Source organism: Yinghuangia soli, from assembly GCF_021502675.1.
Taxonomy (GTDB): Bacteria; Actinomycetota; Actinomycetes; order Streptomycetales; family Streptomycetaceae; genus Yinghuangia; species Yinghuangia soli.
The window spans coordinates 74,195-89,265 of the sequence record NZ_JAKFHA010000033.1 but is presented as its reverse complement, the minus strand read 5'-3'; the positions used below and the strand labels follow the sequence as shown (position 1 = coordinate 89,265).

The following is a 15,071-nucleotide window of genomic DNA, read 5'->3' as shown; positions in this document are numbered from 1 at the left end:
GGACTCCGCGGATCGAGGTGACGGTGGAGGCGACCGACGAGGGCGAGAACCGGTCCGCGGGCGGCAACGCGACCGCGGTCGGGCGCCTGGTCAACGCGATCGACTGGCTCACCGAGAACCCGCCCGGCCTCTACGACGCCCTCGACGTCCCGCTCCGCGCCGCGGTCGGGAAGCTCGGAAGAAAGAAGTAGCCCAGATGATCATCGACATCCCCGAAGGCGAAGACGCCATCCCCTACGTGTGGTCCGAGATGGTCCCGGAGATCGGGGTCGCCGCCGCGGCCTTCTCCATGTCCGTCTACGACCACAGCAAGCTGGGGCTGCGCGAGTTCGAGGCCGCCCGGATGCGCATCGCCCAGATCAACGGGTGCATCTTCTGCCTCGACTGGCGTACCGAGCGGGACGGCGAAAAGGTCGAGGAGAGCCTCATCGACGCCGTCGAAGAGTGGCGCACCACCGACGCGTTCGACGACCGCACCCGGCTGGCCGCCGAGTACGCCGAGCGGTACGCGCTCGACCACCACAACCTCGACGACGAGTTCTGGACGCGCATGAAGGCGCACTACACCCAGGCCGAGATCGTCGAACTCAGCATGGCCATCGGCTCGTGGATCGCCTTCGGGCGCCTCAACCACGTGCTCGGTATCGACAGCGTCTGCATGATCGGCGCGCACTGAGCCGTCCGGGGGCCGGGGCGGGGAAGCCCCGGCCCCCGGGCCGGGCCTGCGGAGACGCACGGCCCGCCGGTACGACGCACCACCGCCCGGCCCGCGCGGCGCCCGTCTGCCGCGCCTGCTCGCCCTGCTCGATCCGCTCGCCCCGCTGTGCCCGCTCGACCCGCCGTACCTGACCCGCGCACCGCCTGAACCGCCGGCGAACCGCCACGCGGCCATCCCGCCGCGCCGCTGCCCCGCCACGCGGCCATGCCGTTCTGCCCGTACGCCGGCCCGCCGCCGCATCGCGCCGCCGCACCACACCGCACGGCACCGCACCGCCCGGTCCAGGTCGGCCCGCACCACCCCGAAGCTGCAGCCCCCCGCGTTCCACCGCATCACCGCACCGCTGCTCTGCCGCTCCATCCAAGGCCGGCCGCTCGGCCGGAACCGACAGATCGCGTTCCACTTACCCCTGAAAGCGAGGACGTCACATGAGTGACGCCACCCAGAACGACGAGCGTTCCCAGGGCGTTTCGCGCCGCGGCTTTGTCGCGGGCACCGGTGCCGTGCTCGGTGCCGCCGCGATCGGCGGCCTCGGCCTGCCCGCCCAGGCGTCCGCCGCGGAGGCGGCCACCGCCGCGTCCATCGACAACGGCGCCCGCGTCCCGGTCCTGATCATCGGCACCGGTTACGGCGGCTCGGTGACCGCGCTGCGCCTCGCGCAGGCCGGCGTCGACGTCCACATGGTCGAGATGGGCATGGCCTGGGACACCCCCGGCTCGGACGGCAAGATCTTCGCGCACACCACCAAGCCGGACGGGCGCTCCTTCTGGCTGCGTACCAAGACCAAGCAGCCGCTGAGCAACTTCCTGGGCTTCCCGATCGACCAGGACATCCCGAAGTACACCGGCATCCTGGACGCCGAGGAGTTCAGCGGGATCACCGTGTACCAGGGCCGCGGCGTCGGCGGCGGCTCGCTGGTCAACGGCGGCATGGCCGTCACCCCCAAGCGCGAGAACTTCAGTTCGGTGCTGCCGTCCGTCGACGTAGACGAGATGTACAACACCTACTACCCGCGCGCCAACGCCGGTCTCGGCGTCACCAACGTGGACCAGCGCTGGTGGGAGTCGGCGAACTGCTACCAGTACGCGCGCGTGGGCCGCAAGCACGCGGAGCGCTCCGGCTTCCCGTTCGTCTTCGTGCCCAACGTGTACGACTGGGAGTACATGAAGGCGGAAGAGGCCGGCACCGTCCCCAAGTCGGCGGTCGCCGGGGAGATCCTCTACGGCAACAACTACGGCAAGAAGTCGCTGCAGAAGACCTACATCGCGCAGGCGAAGGCGACCGGCAAGGTCACCATCTCCACGCTGCACAAGGTGACTTCGGTCAGCCCCGCGGCGTCGGGCGGCGGGTACACCGTGGCGATCGACCAGATCAACACCAGCGGCGACACCGTGGCGACCAAGACCGTCACCGCGGACCGCGTCTTCTTCGCCGCGGGCAGCGTCGGCACCACCAAGCTCCTGGTCCGCCTCAAGGCGACCGGCGCGCTGCCGAACCTGAGCAGCGAGGTCGGCAAGGGCTGGGGCGAGAACGGCAACGTCATGTGCGGCCGGGCGAACCACATGTGGGACGCGACCGGCAAGGTGCAGTCGTCCATCCCGACCGCGGGCATCGACAACTGGGCCGCGGGCGGCGCGTTCGCCGAGGTCGCCCCGCTGCCGACCGGCATCGAGACCTACGCGTCGTTCTACCTGTCGATCACGAAGAACCCGCACCGCGCGGAGTTCACCTACAACGCGGCCACGGGCAAGGTCGACCTGAACTGGCAGACCGCCTGGAAGCAGGACTCCATCAACATGGCCAAGTCGATCTTCGACAAGATCAACAAGAAGGAAGGCACGATCTACCGGACCGACCTGTTCGGGACCTACAAGATCTGGGGCGACCACCTCACGTACCACCCGCTGGGCGGTGTGGTCCTCAACAAGGCGACCGACAACTACGGCCGCCTCAACGGCTACCAGGGCCTGTACGTCATGGACGGCTCGCTCATCCCCGGCAACGCCACGGTGAACCCGTTCGTCACCATCACCGCGCTTGCCGAGCGCAACATCGACAAGATCATCACGGCCGACCTGGGCCGCTGACGCGCGGTCCGCGCGAACGTCCGCCCCGGCCGTGCCGTCGGCCGGGGCGGACCCCGCATCCGCACCCGGGGCGGCCGTCCCGTGGCAGGGCCCGAACGGCCTGCCGCGGGATGGGACCGCCGTGTCGCGGGGGAGATCCGTGCAGGCACCACGCAAGCCTGTGAAGATCGGCGGGTATGACCCGACATCATCCGAGCCGGCGCGCGTTCCTCGCCGCGGCGGCCCTCGCCCCGCTCGCCGGATGCGCCCAGGACACGCCCAGTTCCCCGGCGGACCCGGCGGCCGGCACGTCCTCATCCGTCCCGAGGACGTCCGCGCGGGGGACGCCGGGCCCGTCCACCGCCGGTCCGCCGGCCTCCGCAGGAAGCACCTCCGGGCCCGCCAGACCCGCAACTGGAGGCGATCGAAAAGAAGTTCGGAGCCCGCCTCGGCGTCTACGCACTCGCCACCGGCACCGGCGCGGCCCTCGCCCACCGGGCCGACGAACGCTTCGCGTTCTGCTCGACGTTCAAGGCGCTGGCCACCGCGGCCGTGCTGGCCCGCAAGCCGCCGGCCGACCTGGACCGCCTCGTCGCGTACACCCGGGACGACCTCATGAAGAGCTCCCGGATCACCTCCCGGCACGTCGCCACGGGCATGACGATCCGCCAACTCTGCGACGCCGCCGTCCGGTTCAGCGACGGCACGGCCGGCAACCTGCTGCTGCGCGAGATCGGCGGCCCGGCCGGACTGACCGCGTACACCCGCAGCCTCGGCGACACCGTCACCCGCATGGACCGCATCGAACCGGCCCTCACCGAAGCCGCCCCCGGCGACCCGCGCGACACCACCTCGCCCCGCGCGCTCGGCACCGACTTCCACCGCATCGTGCTCGGCGATGCCCTCGACCCGGAGCAGCGCGCCCTGCTGCGCGACCTGTTGGAGCGCTCGGAGACCGGCGCCCGGCGTATCCGGGCCGGCGTCCCGCGCGACTGGAAGGTCGCCGACAAGACCGGGACCGGCGACTACGGCACGCTCGACGACATCGCCATCGCCTGGCCGCCGGGCGCGGAGCCGGTCGTCATCGCGCTCATGTCGTCCAAGGCTGCCAAGGACGCGGCGTACGACGAGGGGCTCCTCGCCGAGGCCGCCGCCCACGTCGCCGCGCGCCTCGGCTGACCGCGGCCGGCCGGGCCCCGGATCCGGAGCGCGCCGGTTACCCGCAGGCCGAGTTCAGTCGACCAGGTCCAGCGCGGCACACACGATGCTGTCCGTGTCGATCCCGTGGTACCGGTAGAGATCCTCTATCGTCCCGGACTGCCCGAACCGGCTCACCCCGAGCGTGGTCACCGGCACGTTGTTCACCGTGCCCAGGAACGCCAGCGTGTGCGGATGCCCGTCCAGCACCGTGACCAGCGGCGTCGCGCGCTGCTCCGGGAAGACCTGGTCGAGGATCCAGTGCGGCGCGTCGAGGAGGCCGCGGCGCGCCTGCGTCGCCCGGAACAGCAGGTCGGGACTGGTCACGCAGACGACGTCCGCCGCCACGCCCAGCGCCGCGAGCCGGTCCGCGGCGGCCAGCGCCTCCGGCACCAGCGCGCCCATCGCGGCCAGCGTGACCGCCGGTTCACCGGTCGCGCGGCGCAGCGCGTACGCACCGGCCACCACCTGGCGGCGCCGGCGCTCGCGCGCGGCCTGGTCCGCCGGGACCGCGGCCAGCGCCTGGTCCACCGGGCGCGTGGACAACCGCAGATACGCCGAATCGCCGTCCGGGCGCCCGAGCCGGCCCAGCGCGGCCAGCAGGCACCACTCGGTGTCCAGCGCGAACGCCGGCTCGTACGTCGTGCAGCCGGGCTGCTCGATGCCCAGCGACGGCGTGGTGATCGACTGGTGCGCGCCGCCCTCCGGCGCCAGCGTGACCCCGGACGGCGTGCCGACCAGGATCGACTGCCCGCCCGCGTAGATGCCGAACGACCACGGCTCCAGCGCGCGGTTCACGAACGGGTCGTACAGCACCCCGATCGGCAGCAGCGGCTGCCCCCAGCGGCTCCACGTCGTGCCCAGCTCGCCGATCAGGCCGACCAGGTTCGTCTCCGCGATGCCGAGCTCGATGTGCCGCCCGGTGGGCTGCTCGCGCCAGTGCAGGATCGTCTCGGCGTCGTCCGCGAACCAGTCGGTGCGCTCGACCGGCGCCCACACGCCGACCTTGTTGATCCAGCCGCCCAGGTTCGTCGACGAGCTGACGTCCGGGCTGACCGTCACGATCCGCGCCGCCGCGTCCGGGGCGCTGCGGGTCAGGTCCAGGAGCGTGCGGCCCAGCGCCTGCTGCGTCGTGCCCGTCCCGGACGGCGTCCGCCCGAGGTCGGCGGGCACCGGCGGCGGCGCCGGGGTGTCCCGCACCGGCCGCTCGAGGCGCGCCGCCGCCGCGGCGCACACCTGCGCCGCCGCACTTCCCGCGGGGAACCGGGCCCAGGGCGCGTCCAGATCGGCACCCAGCCGGTCCGCGAGGTCGCGCATCTGCGCCTCGGTGAGCAGCGACGAGTGGTTCTGCGGGTGGCCCTCGCTGGCCAGCCCGTAGCCCTTCACGGTGTACGCCAGGATCACCGTCGGGCGCGAGTCGTCCACCGCGGCGAACGCGTCCAGCAGCGCCCCGAGGTCGTGCCCGCCCAGGTTGCGCAGCGCGGCGTGCAGCTCGGCATCGGCAAGGCCGGCGATCAGCCGCGCGATCGGTTCGGCCGTCGAGCCGGTGCCGGGCAGCCGCTCGCGGAGCTGCTCCGGGGCGCAGCGCAGCAGCCGCTGGTACTCCGGATTGCCCATGGAGTCCAGCCGCACGCGCAGCGCGTCGCCGCCCGGACGGGCGAACAGCTCTTGCAGCGCATGGCCGTACTTGACGCCGAGCACCTGCCAGCCGGCGGCCGCGAACATGCCGCTCAGGCGGTCGGCCGAGATGTCCGGGACGACCCGGTCCAGCGACTGCCGGTTCAGGTCGACGACCCACACGACCTCGCCCAGGCCCGGGACCATCGGATCCTGGACCGCCTCCCAGATCGCGCCCTCGTCCAACTCGGCATCGCCCAGCAGCGCGTACTGCCGCCCGGTGCCCGCACCGCCGAACCGGCCCTCGACATAGCGCCGCGCGATCGAGCCCCACACCGGCGCGGTCGCCCCGATCCCCACGGAACCCGTCGAGTAGTCGACCGGATCGGGGTCCTTGGCGCGGCTCGGGTAGCTCTGCAGGCCGCCGAAGGACCGCAGGGTCTCCAAGTGCGACGCGTCCAGCTCGCCGAGCAGGTAGTTGATCGCGTGCAGCACGGGGGAGGCGTGCGGCTTGACGGACACCCGGTCGTCCGCGGTCAGTTCGTGGAACCACAAGGCCGTCATGATGGACGCCATCGAGGCGCTCGACGCCTGGTGCCCGCCGACCTTGAGGCCGGACGGGTTGGGCCGGACCCGGTTCGCGTGGTCGATGACCGCGGTCGCCAGCCACAGCACCCGGCGCTGGATCTCACCCAGCACCGCCAGGTCGGCCGGACGGCCGTCCGTCCGGGGAGCGGGCGTCGCCGCGCCGCCGCGCTGCGGGTACGCGGACGCCGAAGCCGAGTCCATGGCAGGTCACCTCCGAGCCCCGGCACAGGCATGCCAGGGAAATGGCCGAGTGCTCTGTATGTAGACAGAGCAACCGTGATCTGCACAAGATGCGTCCGTTCGAGTGAGCAAAATGCTCAACCAGGCCAGGGATCCGGGGCAGTGCAGTGAACACGATGAGCAACAAGCCGGCCGTCGACGCGACGGACGCGCGCATCCTCCTCGCCCTCACCGACGACCCCCGGGCCACCGTGGTCGCCCTCGCGGACCGCCTGCGGCTCTCCCGCAACACCGTCCAGGCCCGCCTCGCCAAGCTCGAACACAACGGCGCCCTCGGCGCGTTCGACCGCCGGGTCAGCCCGGCCGCGCTCGGCTACCCGCTCACCGCCATCGTCACCGCCCAGGTCGACCAGCGCCGCCTCGCCGAGGTCGCCGCCGCGCTGGCCGGCATCGACGAGGTCGTCGAGGTCATCGGCCTGAGCGGCGGCGCCGACGTCTTCATCAAGGTCGCCGCGCGCGACGCCGAGGACCTCTACCGCATCGCCGGGCGCATCCTGGCCGCACCCGCGGTGGAGCGCACGTCGACCGCACTGGCCATGCAGCAGCTCGTCCCGGAACGCCTGACTCCGCTGCTGCGCCGCGCCGCCCAGGGGCGGCCGGGGCGGGCAGAGGAGGGGCAGGAGGAGCAGGAATAGGGCGGCGGACGAAGTCGCGCAGGATTCAGCCGGTCCCGGCGGCGCGCTGGCGGCGCCCGGTGAAGAACTTCAGCGGGAGCAGGAGCACCCAGGACCAGATCGCCTGCGGGCCGATCGCATAGGTGAGCGGGATGGACGCGGTGAACACCACCGCCGTGGCCGCGGCGTCGGCGATGTCCGCCCGGACCGCGCGCGGGTCCAGCGGCACCGCGTTGAGCCACGGCCGCCGCAGGCGGACCACCAGCAGGGCGATCTGCGTGCCGTCCATCGCGGCGACCGCGGCCGCGTAGAAGGCCACCGATTGGGGGCGGCCCCCGTACTCCGACAGCAGCGTGGTGGGGAACGGCAGCAGCGCGATCAGCCCGAGCCCCAGCAGCGTGACGTGCATCAGCACGCCGTCGACCGCGCGCAGGTGGCGCAGATGGCGGTTGTGGTCGCGCCAGAACGCGGCGATGATCGCGAAACTCAGCGCGTACGCCCCCAGCTTCGGCGGCAGGTCCCGCAGCGCGTCGCGGAACGCCGCCGGGTCCAGGCCGGGCGGGACGGTGATGTCGAGGACCAGCAGCGTCATCGCGATCGCGAACACGCCGTCCGACAGCGCCAGCAGCCGCGCCGGACCGCCGTACCGGTCGAGCGCGCGGGCCGTCTCGGGCGGCGCTCCGCGGTGCTGCGGGGAATGCCGCTGCGGGGAATCCGGAACCTCGGTCACGCGGCCGACTCCAGGCGGTCAGGGGAAAGGCGGCGGCACCGTCCCCGCGGTCCGGCACCGGCACCCACGCTAAGGACGCGCATCCTGCGCGGACGTGCGCGGCACGCGTCGCTCCTCGGGACCACTCCAATAGCGCACACTGCGCCGCATGCGCCTTGCGTACGCAGCACCGGCTGCGGCCGGGCGTACGGCGGATGCGCTCAGAGGTCGACGACGACCTTGATGGCGTCGGTGCCGCTGATCCCGCTCCTGCCGTCGGACCCGCCGGTGAACGCCTCGGCGGCGTGCTCGAGGAAGAAGCGGTGGGTGAAGAATCCGTCCAGCCAGGCCGGGGCTGCGTCGGCCAGCACCCCGGCGGCCTGCACGTAGTGGGGGTGGTCGGCGCCGGCGGAGCCGAACACCAGGCCGTTCCCCGGAGCCGGGGGCCGGCCCTCCTGGCCGAGCAGGCACGCGATGCCGCCGGCCGGGGCATACCCGACCACGGCCGAGACTGCGGGCGCGCTGCCGGTCGCCTCCACGACGATGTCCGGGCGGAGCCGGGTCATGGCCTCGAAGACCGGACCGGTGTGGCAGGTCGCACCCGACCCGCGGGCCGCCGCCGACCGCACGCCGGTGCCGGCCGGAACGAGGATGTGCACGTCGAGCCCGCGCTGCAGGCCCATCAGCGCGGACAGCAGTCCGAGCGTGCCGGCTCCGGTGACCAGGACACGCCCGCGGCCGGTCGCCAACCGGCCGCCGAGGCCGTCGATCCGCTCCCAGGCCCGGGCCGCGACGGCGGCCGGCGCAGTGAGGACGCCGCGCTGGCCCAACGCCGGGTCGAGCAGCACCGCGTCGCCGGCCGCGACCGTCCACTGCTCGGAGCCGTAGCCGTCCATCCGCCGGATGCCGCGCTGCCGGTCCGATCCGGGGCGGCCGAGCACGCCGACCACGAGGTCGTCCGCGGCGAAACCGCTGCCCGGCGGGGCGATGACCACCCGGCCCAGCGGCTCGTGCCCGAGGACCAGGCGCCGACGGCCTTCCGGGGCCCGCCCGTACGTCCCGGCCGCGATGGCCCGGTCGGTCCGGCACAGGCCCAACGCGACGCCCTGGACCAGGAGTTCGCCGGTCCCCACGACGGGATCGGGGACCTTGGTGATCTCCGGCGGCCGGGCCCTCCCCGGGACGGCGGTCAGCGCGCGCATGGCACTGCCGCTCTCCGGCCGCGCCGGGATGCGGCGCGCGGGGACCGCGTCGCCGCGGTCATGTCCGCACGGTGCCGGTGACCTGCTCGGGGTCGAGCCGGTACATCTGGGCACCCTCGTACCAGGCCGGCGGAAGGCAGCGCTCGTACGCCGCGGCCTCGGTCAGCGAGGCGACCCGGGATGCCTGCCCGGTCGCCCGGACCGTCCAGCCCGCCCCGTCCTCGGCACTGCGCTCGTCCGCCTCGAAAGCCACCGGGGCACGGCGAAGTGCCTTGGTCAGCGCGGGATTCGCGAGGACGCGGAAGACGATGCGGCCGTCCACGACGCAGTACTGCGCGGGTCGGACCAGGCGTCCGGGCACGGCTCCCGGCGGGGACGGACGGGCGAACACGACGCGCCCGAGCCGCACGCGGGCCATCAGGCGCATGGCCTCGGCCTTCGTGAGCTCGTGCCGGTGCGGCGCGCGGTTCGTGTCCATATGGCCAGCATCACGCTGCGCGGTGCGCGAAGTGAGAGACCTTGGGCCCTCGGAACGGCCGCATCCGGCCTGTCCTGGCCGGGCCCCGGCCGGTCGGGAGGCCCTGACTTTCGGGGTCCCGCGCCGTCCCGCCGCTGGTCAGCCGCCCAGCGGCCGCCAGCCCTTGGCGGCCGCGTCGGGCGATCCGGGCGGCGCGGCGAGCGCCCGGTAGGAGGGCTCGTCCTGGCCGGGGGCGAGCAGCCGCCAGTCGCCGGCCGTCCAATGCATGTCCATGGCGTACACCTCGTGCGCGGTGCGCGGCGGCTGCCCGGGCAGCGTCATGGACTCGGTGCACAGCAGCAGCACCATGACCCGGTCGGTGCTCGCGGCGCGCACTTGGTACTGCACCGGGGTCAGGACGACCGAGGCGCCGCCGGGCGGTTCGCCGTCGCGGGGGAGTCCGAGGGCGGCCCGGCGGTCCGCCACCGAGCGCGCGTACGTGGCGGGCCCGTCGGTCCACGAGGGGTTGCCGACCAGCCGCATCACCGTCTCCGCGCGGGCGGTGTCGAACGTGCTCCCCAACTGGGTGCGGTACTCCACCGCCGCCGACAGCGCGCCCCAGGTGGTGTGCGGGAACCCCATGCGCACCCCGGCGACCCACAGCCGGCCGGGAATCGGCACCGGGCGGGCCCCGGCGTCCGCGGCCGAAGTCCCGGAGGAGGGCGCTGCCGCGGTGCCGGGAGTGGTGGCCGCCGCGGATCCGTGCGCCGGGACCGCCTGGTCGACACGTGTCGGCGGATCGGCGAAGCGCCCGGGGAGGAACACCGCCGCCGCGACCGCCGCGACCACGACCGGGATCCACACGGACGCGCCGCGCAGGCGGCGGGCCGAGCCGCCCCGGACCAGGTCGAGGTACATGACGTGCCCCCATGAATCAGGTGTTCCACCGGACGGGCGGCACCAGCGCATGGCACACTGCAACGCTGGAGCGAAGATCCAGGCCGTCATGTTTCACTGTAGTAAAACCGGCGGCTGCGCAGACGATAGACCCACCCGCTTCGCCCGTGTCAATCTCCGGTATCCGGCGGGACCCGGCGAGTGGCACTTGCCGTGGTGAAACACCACACTGGACCCGGCCCCCGACCGTGAGCAGAGGCAGCGCCCCCATGACGAGCGAGCAACCCGCACCCGACGAGGCGACGCCGGGCACCCTCGCACGCCGCCTCGAACACCTCTTCCAGACCGTGTATCCCAAGGGCCGCGGCCGGTACACCAACCCCGAGGCCGCGGCGCTCATCAACGAGCGGGCCGGGGAGAAGCTGGTCAGCCAGAGCTACCTGTGGCAACTGCGGCACGGCGCACGCGACGATCCGTCGCTGCGGCGGATCACCGCGATCGCCCGGCTGTTCGGCGTCCCGGTCGACTACTTCTCCGACGACGAACTCGCCGCGCGCGTCGACGCCCAGCTCGAACTGCTGGTCGCGCTGCGCGATGCGGGCGTACGGGACATCGCGCTGCGCGCCTCCGGCCTCTCCGACAACGCACTGCAGTCCCTGGCCCTGATGGCCGACGGCGCGCGGCGCCTGGAAGGGCTGCCCACCATCCCGGCCGACGCGGCCGGCGACCCCGAAAGCGGTGCAGGAGCCGCGGGCGAAACGGATTGACCAGGGCATTCCGGCACCCGTTCCCGGCGGCCGGACCGCCGCCGCGCGGCACTCCGAACCCGCCGGACCGGGCGTGCGGTTCGCCCCGGAATCAGGTCTTCGCGCGGCGCCTTCCGTCGCGTAATCTTGCGCATCGGCAGTCCGATCGCCGCCTGCCGGACCGTCCCCGACGGCCCGGTGCCCCGGCACCGAGTCCGAGGGATCCGCCCCATGCGCCCGAGCCGTCCCGGCGACACCGCAGAGCGGCTGGCCGCGCTCGACCTGCCCTCCCCGCTGACCCTGCCCAAACTGCAGGCCGCGGTCTCGGCGCGCCGGGGGCGCCCGCTCACCGTGCTGCCCATCCCGTACGAGGCGGACGCCGGACGGCCGTTCGGCGCCTGGCTGCCGCAGGCCGACCGCGACGTCATCTACTACGAGCCCGCCACGAGCCCCGCGCACCGCACGCACATCGTGCTGCACGAAATCGCGCACATCCTGTGCGGGCACACCGCGGCCGAGTGGTGCCTGGTGAACCTGTTCCCGGACATCGACGCCGACGTCGTCCGCGCGATGTTCCGGCAGAAGTGGGCGGACCCGCGCGAGCACGAGGCCGAGCTGCTGGCCGAGCAACTGCGCGAGCTCATCGAACACCCCGAGCCCGCCCCGGCCTTCGGTGCCGGGCCGAGGGCTGCAGATCCAGGCGGCCCGGTTGCGGGTGGGCGGCCGGCCGGCGGTACGTCCATACCGCTCGACCTGCTGTGCCTGGTGCCGCTGTCGCTGGCGCTGGGTGCCCACCACCCGCCTTCCCCGCACGGGGGATCGCCCGCATCCGCGGCGCCTGCGAGCGACCGCATCCGGGCCGGCCGGCTCGCCGTGCAGATCCGCGACACCACGGTCTGCCTGCGCAGATACGTCGACCAGACGCACTGGGCGGCGGCCAACCGGCACCTCGCAGCGGCCGGATTCTCCGGGGACCGGCTGGCCGCCGCGACCGAGGCGGCCTGGATGCGGATCGCCATCGGCCGGGCCCGCCGCGGCGTCCCGCCCGCGGCACCCAAGCGCCTGCCCACCCATGGCGGTACGACGATGGCCGAGGACATCGCCTGCCTGCGGCGCATCGCGGCCGCGTACCGCTCGGCGCCGGTCGCGGAGGCCGCGGCAGCCGTGCACTGACGGCCGCGCGGCAGCGCCCCGCAGTCGGTTGACACCGCCCCGGAGAACGGGGCTAAGGTCGACTCGGGATTTTCACGGTGGTGAAAGAAAGCTCCGATGGATTCCGCAGGTGTGGAGATCCGCGGCCGCTGGGGCCGCGACTCCGAGCCCGCATTCCGAGGGGCTGCCGGCCGCCGGGCCGCGGACCCGGTCCGCATCGTCCCGACCAGGAAGGGCCGATATGGGCAGCTTGATCGACGGCGTCGAGCGGGCGCTGCTCGGCGTGCTGCTGTGCGACCACGTGCGCGTACCCGAGGCCGCGCACCTGGACCCGGCCGACTTCGGCACCGCCGCACACGGCCGCATCTTCCAGGCCCTGCGCGACGTCGCCGGGACCCTGCCCGCGGCGATCGGCATCAACGCCGTCATGCACCTCGTCGCGGCCGCCACCGGCGACCCCGCGATCCCCGCCGACCGCCTGCTCGCCCTCGCGCTCACCGCGCCCGAGCCCCGCTTCACCGCGGTGTACGCCCGCATGGTCCACGAGGCCGCGACCCTGGCCGCGCTCGCCGCCCACGCGGAACGCGACCCCGCCTACGGCCCCGGCCCGGACGGCGGCAGCACGCCCTCGGACGCCGCCGCGGTCCACCGCCGGGCCCTCGGGTACGCCCTCGCCGCCCACGTCGCCGCGCTGCACCGGCCCCCGCCGGACCCGTACGCCATGACCGCCGCCGACCCGGCGGCCCTCACCGCCGCGGGCCGCCGCGAACAGGAGATCCTCGCCGAACTGCTCCAGGACCGGGACCGCATCCACGACGTCCGGTCCTGGCTGGCCGCCGAGGCGTTCGCCCCCGGCCCGCACCGCGACGTCTACGCCGCGATGGCGGCCGTGGCCGACCGCGGCGAACCGGTCACCGACCTGGTCCTCGCCTGGGAGCTGGCCCGCCGGCACACCTTCCGGCCGCACCGCACGGCACCCGCGCCGGCTGCGGCCGCCGCGGCGCCGCCCGCCGCCGCGCATCCGGCCGTGCGGATCTGCGCGCGCGTCGAGCCCGGCACCGCGGCCCGCCTCGGCCGCCAACTCGTCGAGGAGAACGCCCGCGCCCCGCTCGCGGCCGCGGTGGCCGCGATCAACGCCCGTCCGCGCATGCGCGCGTGGTACCCGTCCGACCCCCGCGGGCCCGCCGCCAAGCCGGCCCGCCGAACCGCGAGAGGCGATGTGCCATGAGCGAGTCCCTGCCACTGCTGGTGTCCCACGACTTCATGGCACTCGCCCACGACGCGGGGCTGGCCGAGCAGCCCGGGCCGTCGTTCGGCGCCGCGTGCCGCTACCAGGACTTCTGGTGGCTCGCCTACGCCGACGGCTGGCTGCGCGTCACCGACCCCTTCATGTCCACCGAACTCGACGCCCGCGCCGCCCGGTTGCGCAACGCGTCGGCACCCGGCGGCACCTGACGCGGCAAACGGCCCCGGCACGGTGTGCCGGGGCCGGATCTGCTCGACGGTTCAGGCGTTGAGCAGGCGGTTGAAGAACGACCGGTAGCGCTGCAGCGCGACCCGCAGGTCCTCGGTGACCACGTCGTCGCCCTTGGCCCAGTGCGCCTCGAGCGCGTCCTTGTGGGTGGCGAACGAGGCGGCCAGCGTGCCCATTACCTCGGCCACCAGCGCGTCGGCCTCGCGTACCGCGTCCTTCGGGCGGTCCACGAAGTCGGACTGGATGCTCTGCCACGCGGTGCGGTAGCCCTTGGCGTCGCCGGGTTCGAGGAGCGGATGGTCCTCGCGGGCCAGGCGCTCGGCCGACGACTCGTCGGGCAGCCCGCGCAGCTGCGGCGCGGCACCGCCGGGTACGCCCTCGGGCAAGGTGTCGTGCTTCGTGCCGTGCCCGGTGTCGTGCTTGGTGTCGTGCCCGGGCCCGTGCTCCGGTCCGTGCTTGGTCTCGCGCCGGGTCTCGTGCTCGGTCCCCGGCTCGCGCCGGGCGTCCCACGGGCTGTCGTCCGCGGCCTCGCGAGGCGGGCCGGCCGCTGTCCGACCGGTCGCCGGGCCGGGGCCGCGACCGGAGTCGGCGGATCCGGTCGCGGGTCCGGTGCCGGGTCCGGTGTCGTGCAACTTGCCGCGTTCGTCGCGCATCGCGGATCGCCTCACATCTGTCGGGAGTTCGGCCGGGGCGCGGGCTTGTCGGACCGGACTTCGGAGTCGTCCGGCCGGACGTTCGAGGACCGGCCGAGCAACTCCTCGAATATCGCGCGGTAATGGACCATGGCGCTGCGCAGATCCTCGGTGGTGGCCTGCCGTTCCTCCGCCCGCGCCAGCACATCGTGTGCCGCGCGGTAGTGCTCCAGGGAATGCCCGTGGTCCACGGACAGGTCCTTGACGCGCTGGTCATAGTCGTGGGTCGGATAGCCGCGCTCGTGCATCAGGCGCACCACGAGATCGTCCGCATCGGCGACCGCCCCCTGCGGGGCGTCGATGAACGCCTCCTGCACGTCGGCCCATTCCTTCGCGAACCGGTCGTGCGCCTCCGGGGCCAGCGGCCGCACATGCAACTCGCGGTGCCGCCGCTCGCGGTCGCGCAGTTCGCGCTCGACGGCCCGGCGGTTCTCGCCCGCGCCGATCATCCGCTGGTACTCGGGACCGAAACGCGCCTGCAGCTTGCGGCTGCGGTCCATGACCAGCAGCACGGCGGCCACCGCGATCAGCGCGACCACGATGACGAGGACGACCGCTATCACTGCACCAGTTGACATCGCATACTCCAACGTCGGGTTGTAGGCGGCGCTGCCCGGGAATCGCCGGCGAAAACCCGCCCGCTCGCGCAGCGGCCCGAGAAGGTCTTTGACAGGCGCCGCGCCGCCGGTGAAGCTCACCGCT

14 protein-coding genes and 2 pseudogenes are annotated in these 15,071 nt (G+C 73.8%); 9 read left to right on the top strand and 7 right to left on the bottom strand.

Features of this window, described 5'->3' with window-relative positions:
* From LZ495_RS35175 to bla, 4 genes and pseudogenes are all read left to right on the top strand, one after another.
* Positions 1-191 (top strand): annotated as a pseudogene (locus tag LZ495_RS35175) (dihydrodipicolinate reductase); the annotation flags it as partial.
* 5 nt (positions 192-196) lie between these two features.
* The gene (locus LZ495_RS35170; protein ID WP_235057203.1) at positions 197-676 is read left to right on the top strand and encodes a carboxymuconolactone decarboxylase family protein; all 480 of its coding nucleotides are present in this window, start codon (positions 197-199) and stop codon (positions 674-676) included.
* A gap of 470 nt (positions 677-1,146) precedes the next feature.
* Positions 1,147-2,805 (top strand): GMC oxidoreductase, encoded by a 1,659-nt coding sequence (locus tag LZ495_RS35165; RefSeq protein WP_235057202.1) that lies wholly within the window; start codon positions 1,147-1,149, stop codon positions 2,803-2,805.
* A 176-nt stretch (positions 2,806-2,981) separates the two neighbouring features.
* Positions 2,982-3,963, top strand: a pseudogene (gene bla, locus LZ495_RS35160) (class A beta-lactamase).
* 54 nt (positions 3,964-4,017) lie between these two features.
* Here the strand turns inward: bla and LZ495_RS35155 are convergent.
* Entirely contained in the window at positions 4,018-6,387 is a 2,370-nt protein-coding gene (locus LZ495_RS35155) for a thiamine pyrophosphate-binding protein (RefSeq protein ID WP_235057201.1), read from the bottom strand.
* Positions 6,388-6,542: 155 nt separating this feature from the next.
* Between LZ495_RS35155 and LZ495_RS35145 the strand changes: the two genes are divergently transcribed.
* Positions 6,543-7,061 carry an Lrp/AsnC family transcriptional regulator gene (locus LZ495_RS35145; protein WP_268823751.1) on the top strand — a complete coding sequence of 173 codons (519 nt, stop codon included), beginning with the start codon at positions 6,543-6,545 and terminating at the stop codon, positions 7,059-7,061.
* Between the two features lie 25 nt (positions 7,062-7,086).
* Here the strand turns inward: LZ495_RS35145 and LZ495_RS35140 are convergent, their stop codons facing one another.
* The 4 genes from LZ495_RS35140 to LZ495_RS35125 all read right to left on the bottom strand — a co-directional run bounded on the left by LZ495_RS35140 (position 7,087) and on the right by LZ495_RS35125 (position 10,326).
* Positions 7,087-7,770, bottom strand: a complete 684-nt coding sequence (locus LZ495_RS35140; RefSeq protein WP_235057200.1) for a TMEM175 family protein — start codon at positions 7,768-7,770, stop codon at positions 7,087-7,089.
* 200 nt (positions 7,771-7,970) lie between these two features.
* The gene (locus tag LZ495_RS35135; protein ID WP_235057199.1) at positions 7,971-8,951 is read right to left on the bottom strand and encodes an alcohol dehydrogenase catalytic domain-containing protein; all 981 of its coding nucleotides are present in this window, start codon (positions 8,949-8,951) and stop codon (positions 7,971-7,973) included.
* Between the two features lie 58 nt (positions 8,952-9,009).
* Entirely contained in the window at positions 9,010-9,429 is a 420-nt protein-coding gene (locus LZ495_RS35130; RefSeq protein WP_235057198.1) for a pyridoxamine 5'-phosphate oxidase family protein, read from the bottom strand.
* Between the two features lie 138 nt (positions 9,430-9,567).
* Positions 9,568-10,326: a DUF8175 domain-containg protein gene (locus LZ495_RS35125; protein ID WP_235057197.1), complete on the bottom strand. Its 759-nt coding sequence runs from the start codon at positions 10,324-10,326 to the stop codon at positions 9,568-9,570.
* Between the two features lie 248 nt (positions 10,327-10,574).
* On the opposite strand from LZ495_RS35125, the gene LZ495_RS35120 reads away from it, so the two are divergent.
* From LZ495_RS35120 to LZ495_RS35105, 4 genes are all read left to right on the top strand, one after another.
* The gene (locus tag LZ495_RS35120; RefSeq protein ID WP_235057196.1) at positions 10,575-11,072 is read left to right on the top strand and encodes a helix-turn-helix domain-containing protein; all 498 of its coding nucleotides are present in this window, start codon (positions 10,575-10,577) and stop codon (positions 11,070-11,072) included.
* 210 nt (positions 11,073-11,282) lie between these two features.
* Positions 11,283-12,224, top strand: coding sequence for a DUF6545 domain-containing protein (locus LZ495_RS35115; protein ID WP_235057195.1), 942 nt, complete (start codon positions 11,283-11,285; stop codon positions 12,222-12,224).
* Positions 12,225-12,444: 220 nt separating this feature from the next.
* Positions 12,445-13,431, top strand: coding sequence for a DnaB-like helicase N-terminal domain-containing protein (locus LZ495_RS35110; protein WP_235057194.1), 987 nt, complete (start codon positions 12,445-12,447; stop codon positions 13,429-13,431).
* Positions 13,428-13,658 carry a hypothetical protein gene (locus tag LZ495_RS35105; RefSeq protein WP_235057193.1) on the top strand — a complete coding sequence of 77 codons (231 nt, stop codon included), beginning with the start codon at positions 13,428-13,430 and terminating at the stop codon, positions 13,656-13,658. Before LZ495_RS35110 ends, LZ495_RS35105 begins: the two co-directional genes overlap by 4 nt.
* Positions 13,659-13,709: 51 nt before the next feature.
* Here LZ495_RS35105 and LZ495_RS35100 read toward each other — a convergent pair whose 3' ends face one another.
* Both LZ495_RS35100 and LZ495_RS35095 read right to left on the bottom strand, forming a co-directional pair.
* Complete coding sequence (locus LZ495_RS35100; RefSeq protein ID WP_235057192.1) at positions 13,710-14,330, bottom strand: hypothetical protein; 621 nt, start codon at positions 14,328-14,330, stop codon at positions 13,710-13,712.
* An 11-nt stretch (positions 14,331-14,341) separates the two neighbouring features.
* Entirely contained in the window at positions 14,342-15,067 is a 726-nt protein-coding gene (locus LZ495_RS35095; RefSeq protein ID WP_308268688.1) for a hypothetical protein, read from the bottom strand.
* Positions 15,068-15,071 lie beyond the last annotated feature (4 nt).

Excerpts from the sequence above, each read along its gene's own strand:
- LZ495_RS35170 (WP_235057203.1), top strand. The coding sequence starts at position 197 with ATGATCATCGACATCCCCGAAGGCGAAGACGCCATCCCCTACGTGTGG.
- LZ495_RS35165 (WP_235057202.1), top strand. The coding sequence starts at position 1,147 with ATGAGTGACGCCACCCAGAACGACGAGCGTTCCCAGGGCGTTTCGCGC.
- LZ495_RS35155 (WP_235057201.1), bottom strand. The coding sequence starts at position 6,387 with ATGGACTCGGCTTCGGCGTCCGCGTACCCGCAGCGCGGCGGCGCGGCG.
- LZ495_RS35145 (WP_268823751.1), top strand. The coding sequence starts at position 6,543 with ATGAGCAACAAGCCGGCCGTCGACGCGACGGACGCGCGCATCCTCCTC.
- LZ495_RS35135 (WP_235057199.1), bottom strand. The coding sequence starts at position 8,951 with ATGCGCGCGCTGACCGCCGTCCCGGGGAGGGCCCGGCCGCCGGAGATC.
- LZ495_RS35130 (WP_235057198.1), bottom strand. The coding sequence starts at position 9,429 with ATGGACACGAACCGCGCGCCGCACCGGCACGAGCTCACGAAGGCCGAG.
- LZ495_RS35125 (WP_235057197.1), bottom strand. The coding sequence starts at position 10,326 with ATGTACCTCGACCTGGTCCGGGGCGGCTCGGCCCGCCGCCTGCGCGGC.
- LZ495_RS35120 (WP_235057196.1), top strand. The coding sequence starts at position 10,575 with ATGACGAGCGAGCAACCCGCACCCGACGAGGCGACGCCGGGCACCCTC.
- LZ495_RS35115 (WP_235057195.1), top strand. The coding sequence starts at position 11,283 with ATGCGCCCGAGCCGTCCCGGCGACACCGCAGAGCGGCTGGCCGCGCTC.
- LZ495_RS35110 (WP_235057194.1), top strand. The coding sequence starts at position 12,445 with ATGGGCAGCTTGATCGACGGCGTCGAGCGGGCGCTGCTCGGCGTGCTG.
- LZ495_RS35105 (WP_235057193.1), top strand. The coding sequence starts at position 13,428 with ATGAGCGAGTCCCTGCCACTGCTGGTGTCCCACGACTTCATGGCACTC.
- LZ495_RS35100 (WP_235057192.1), bottom strand. The coding sequence starts at position 14,330 with ATGCGCGACGAACGCGGCAAGTTGCACGACACCGGACCCGGCACCGGA.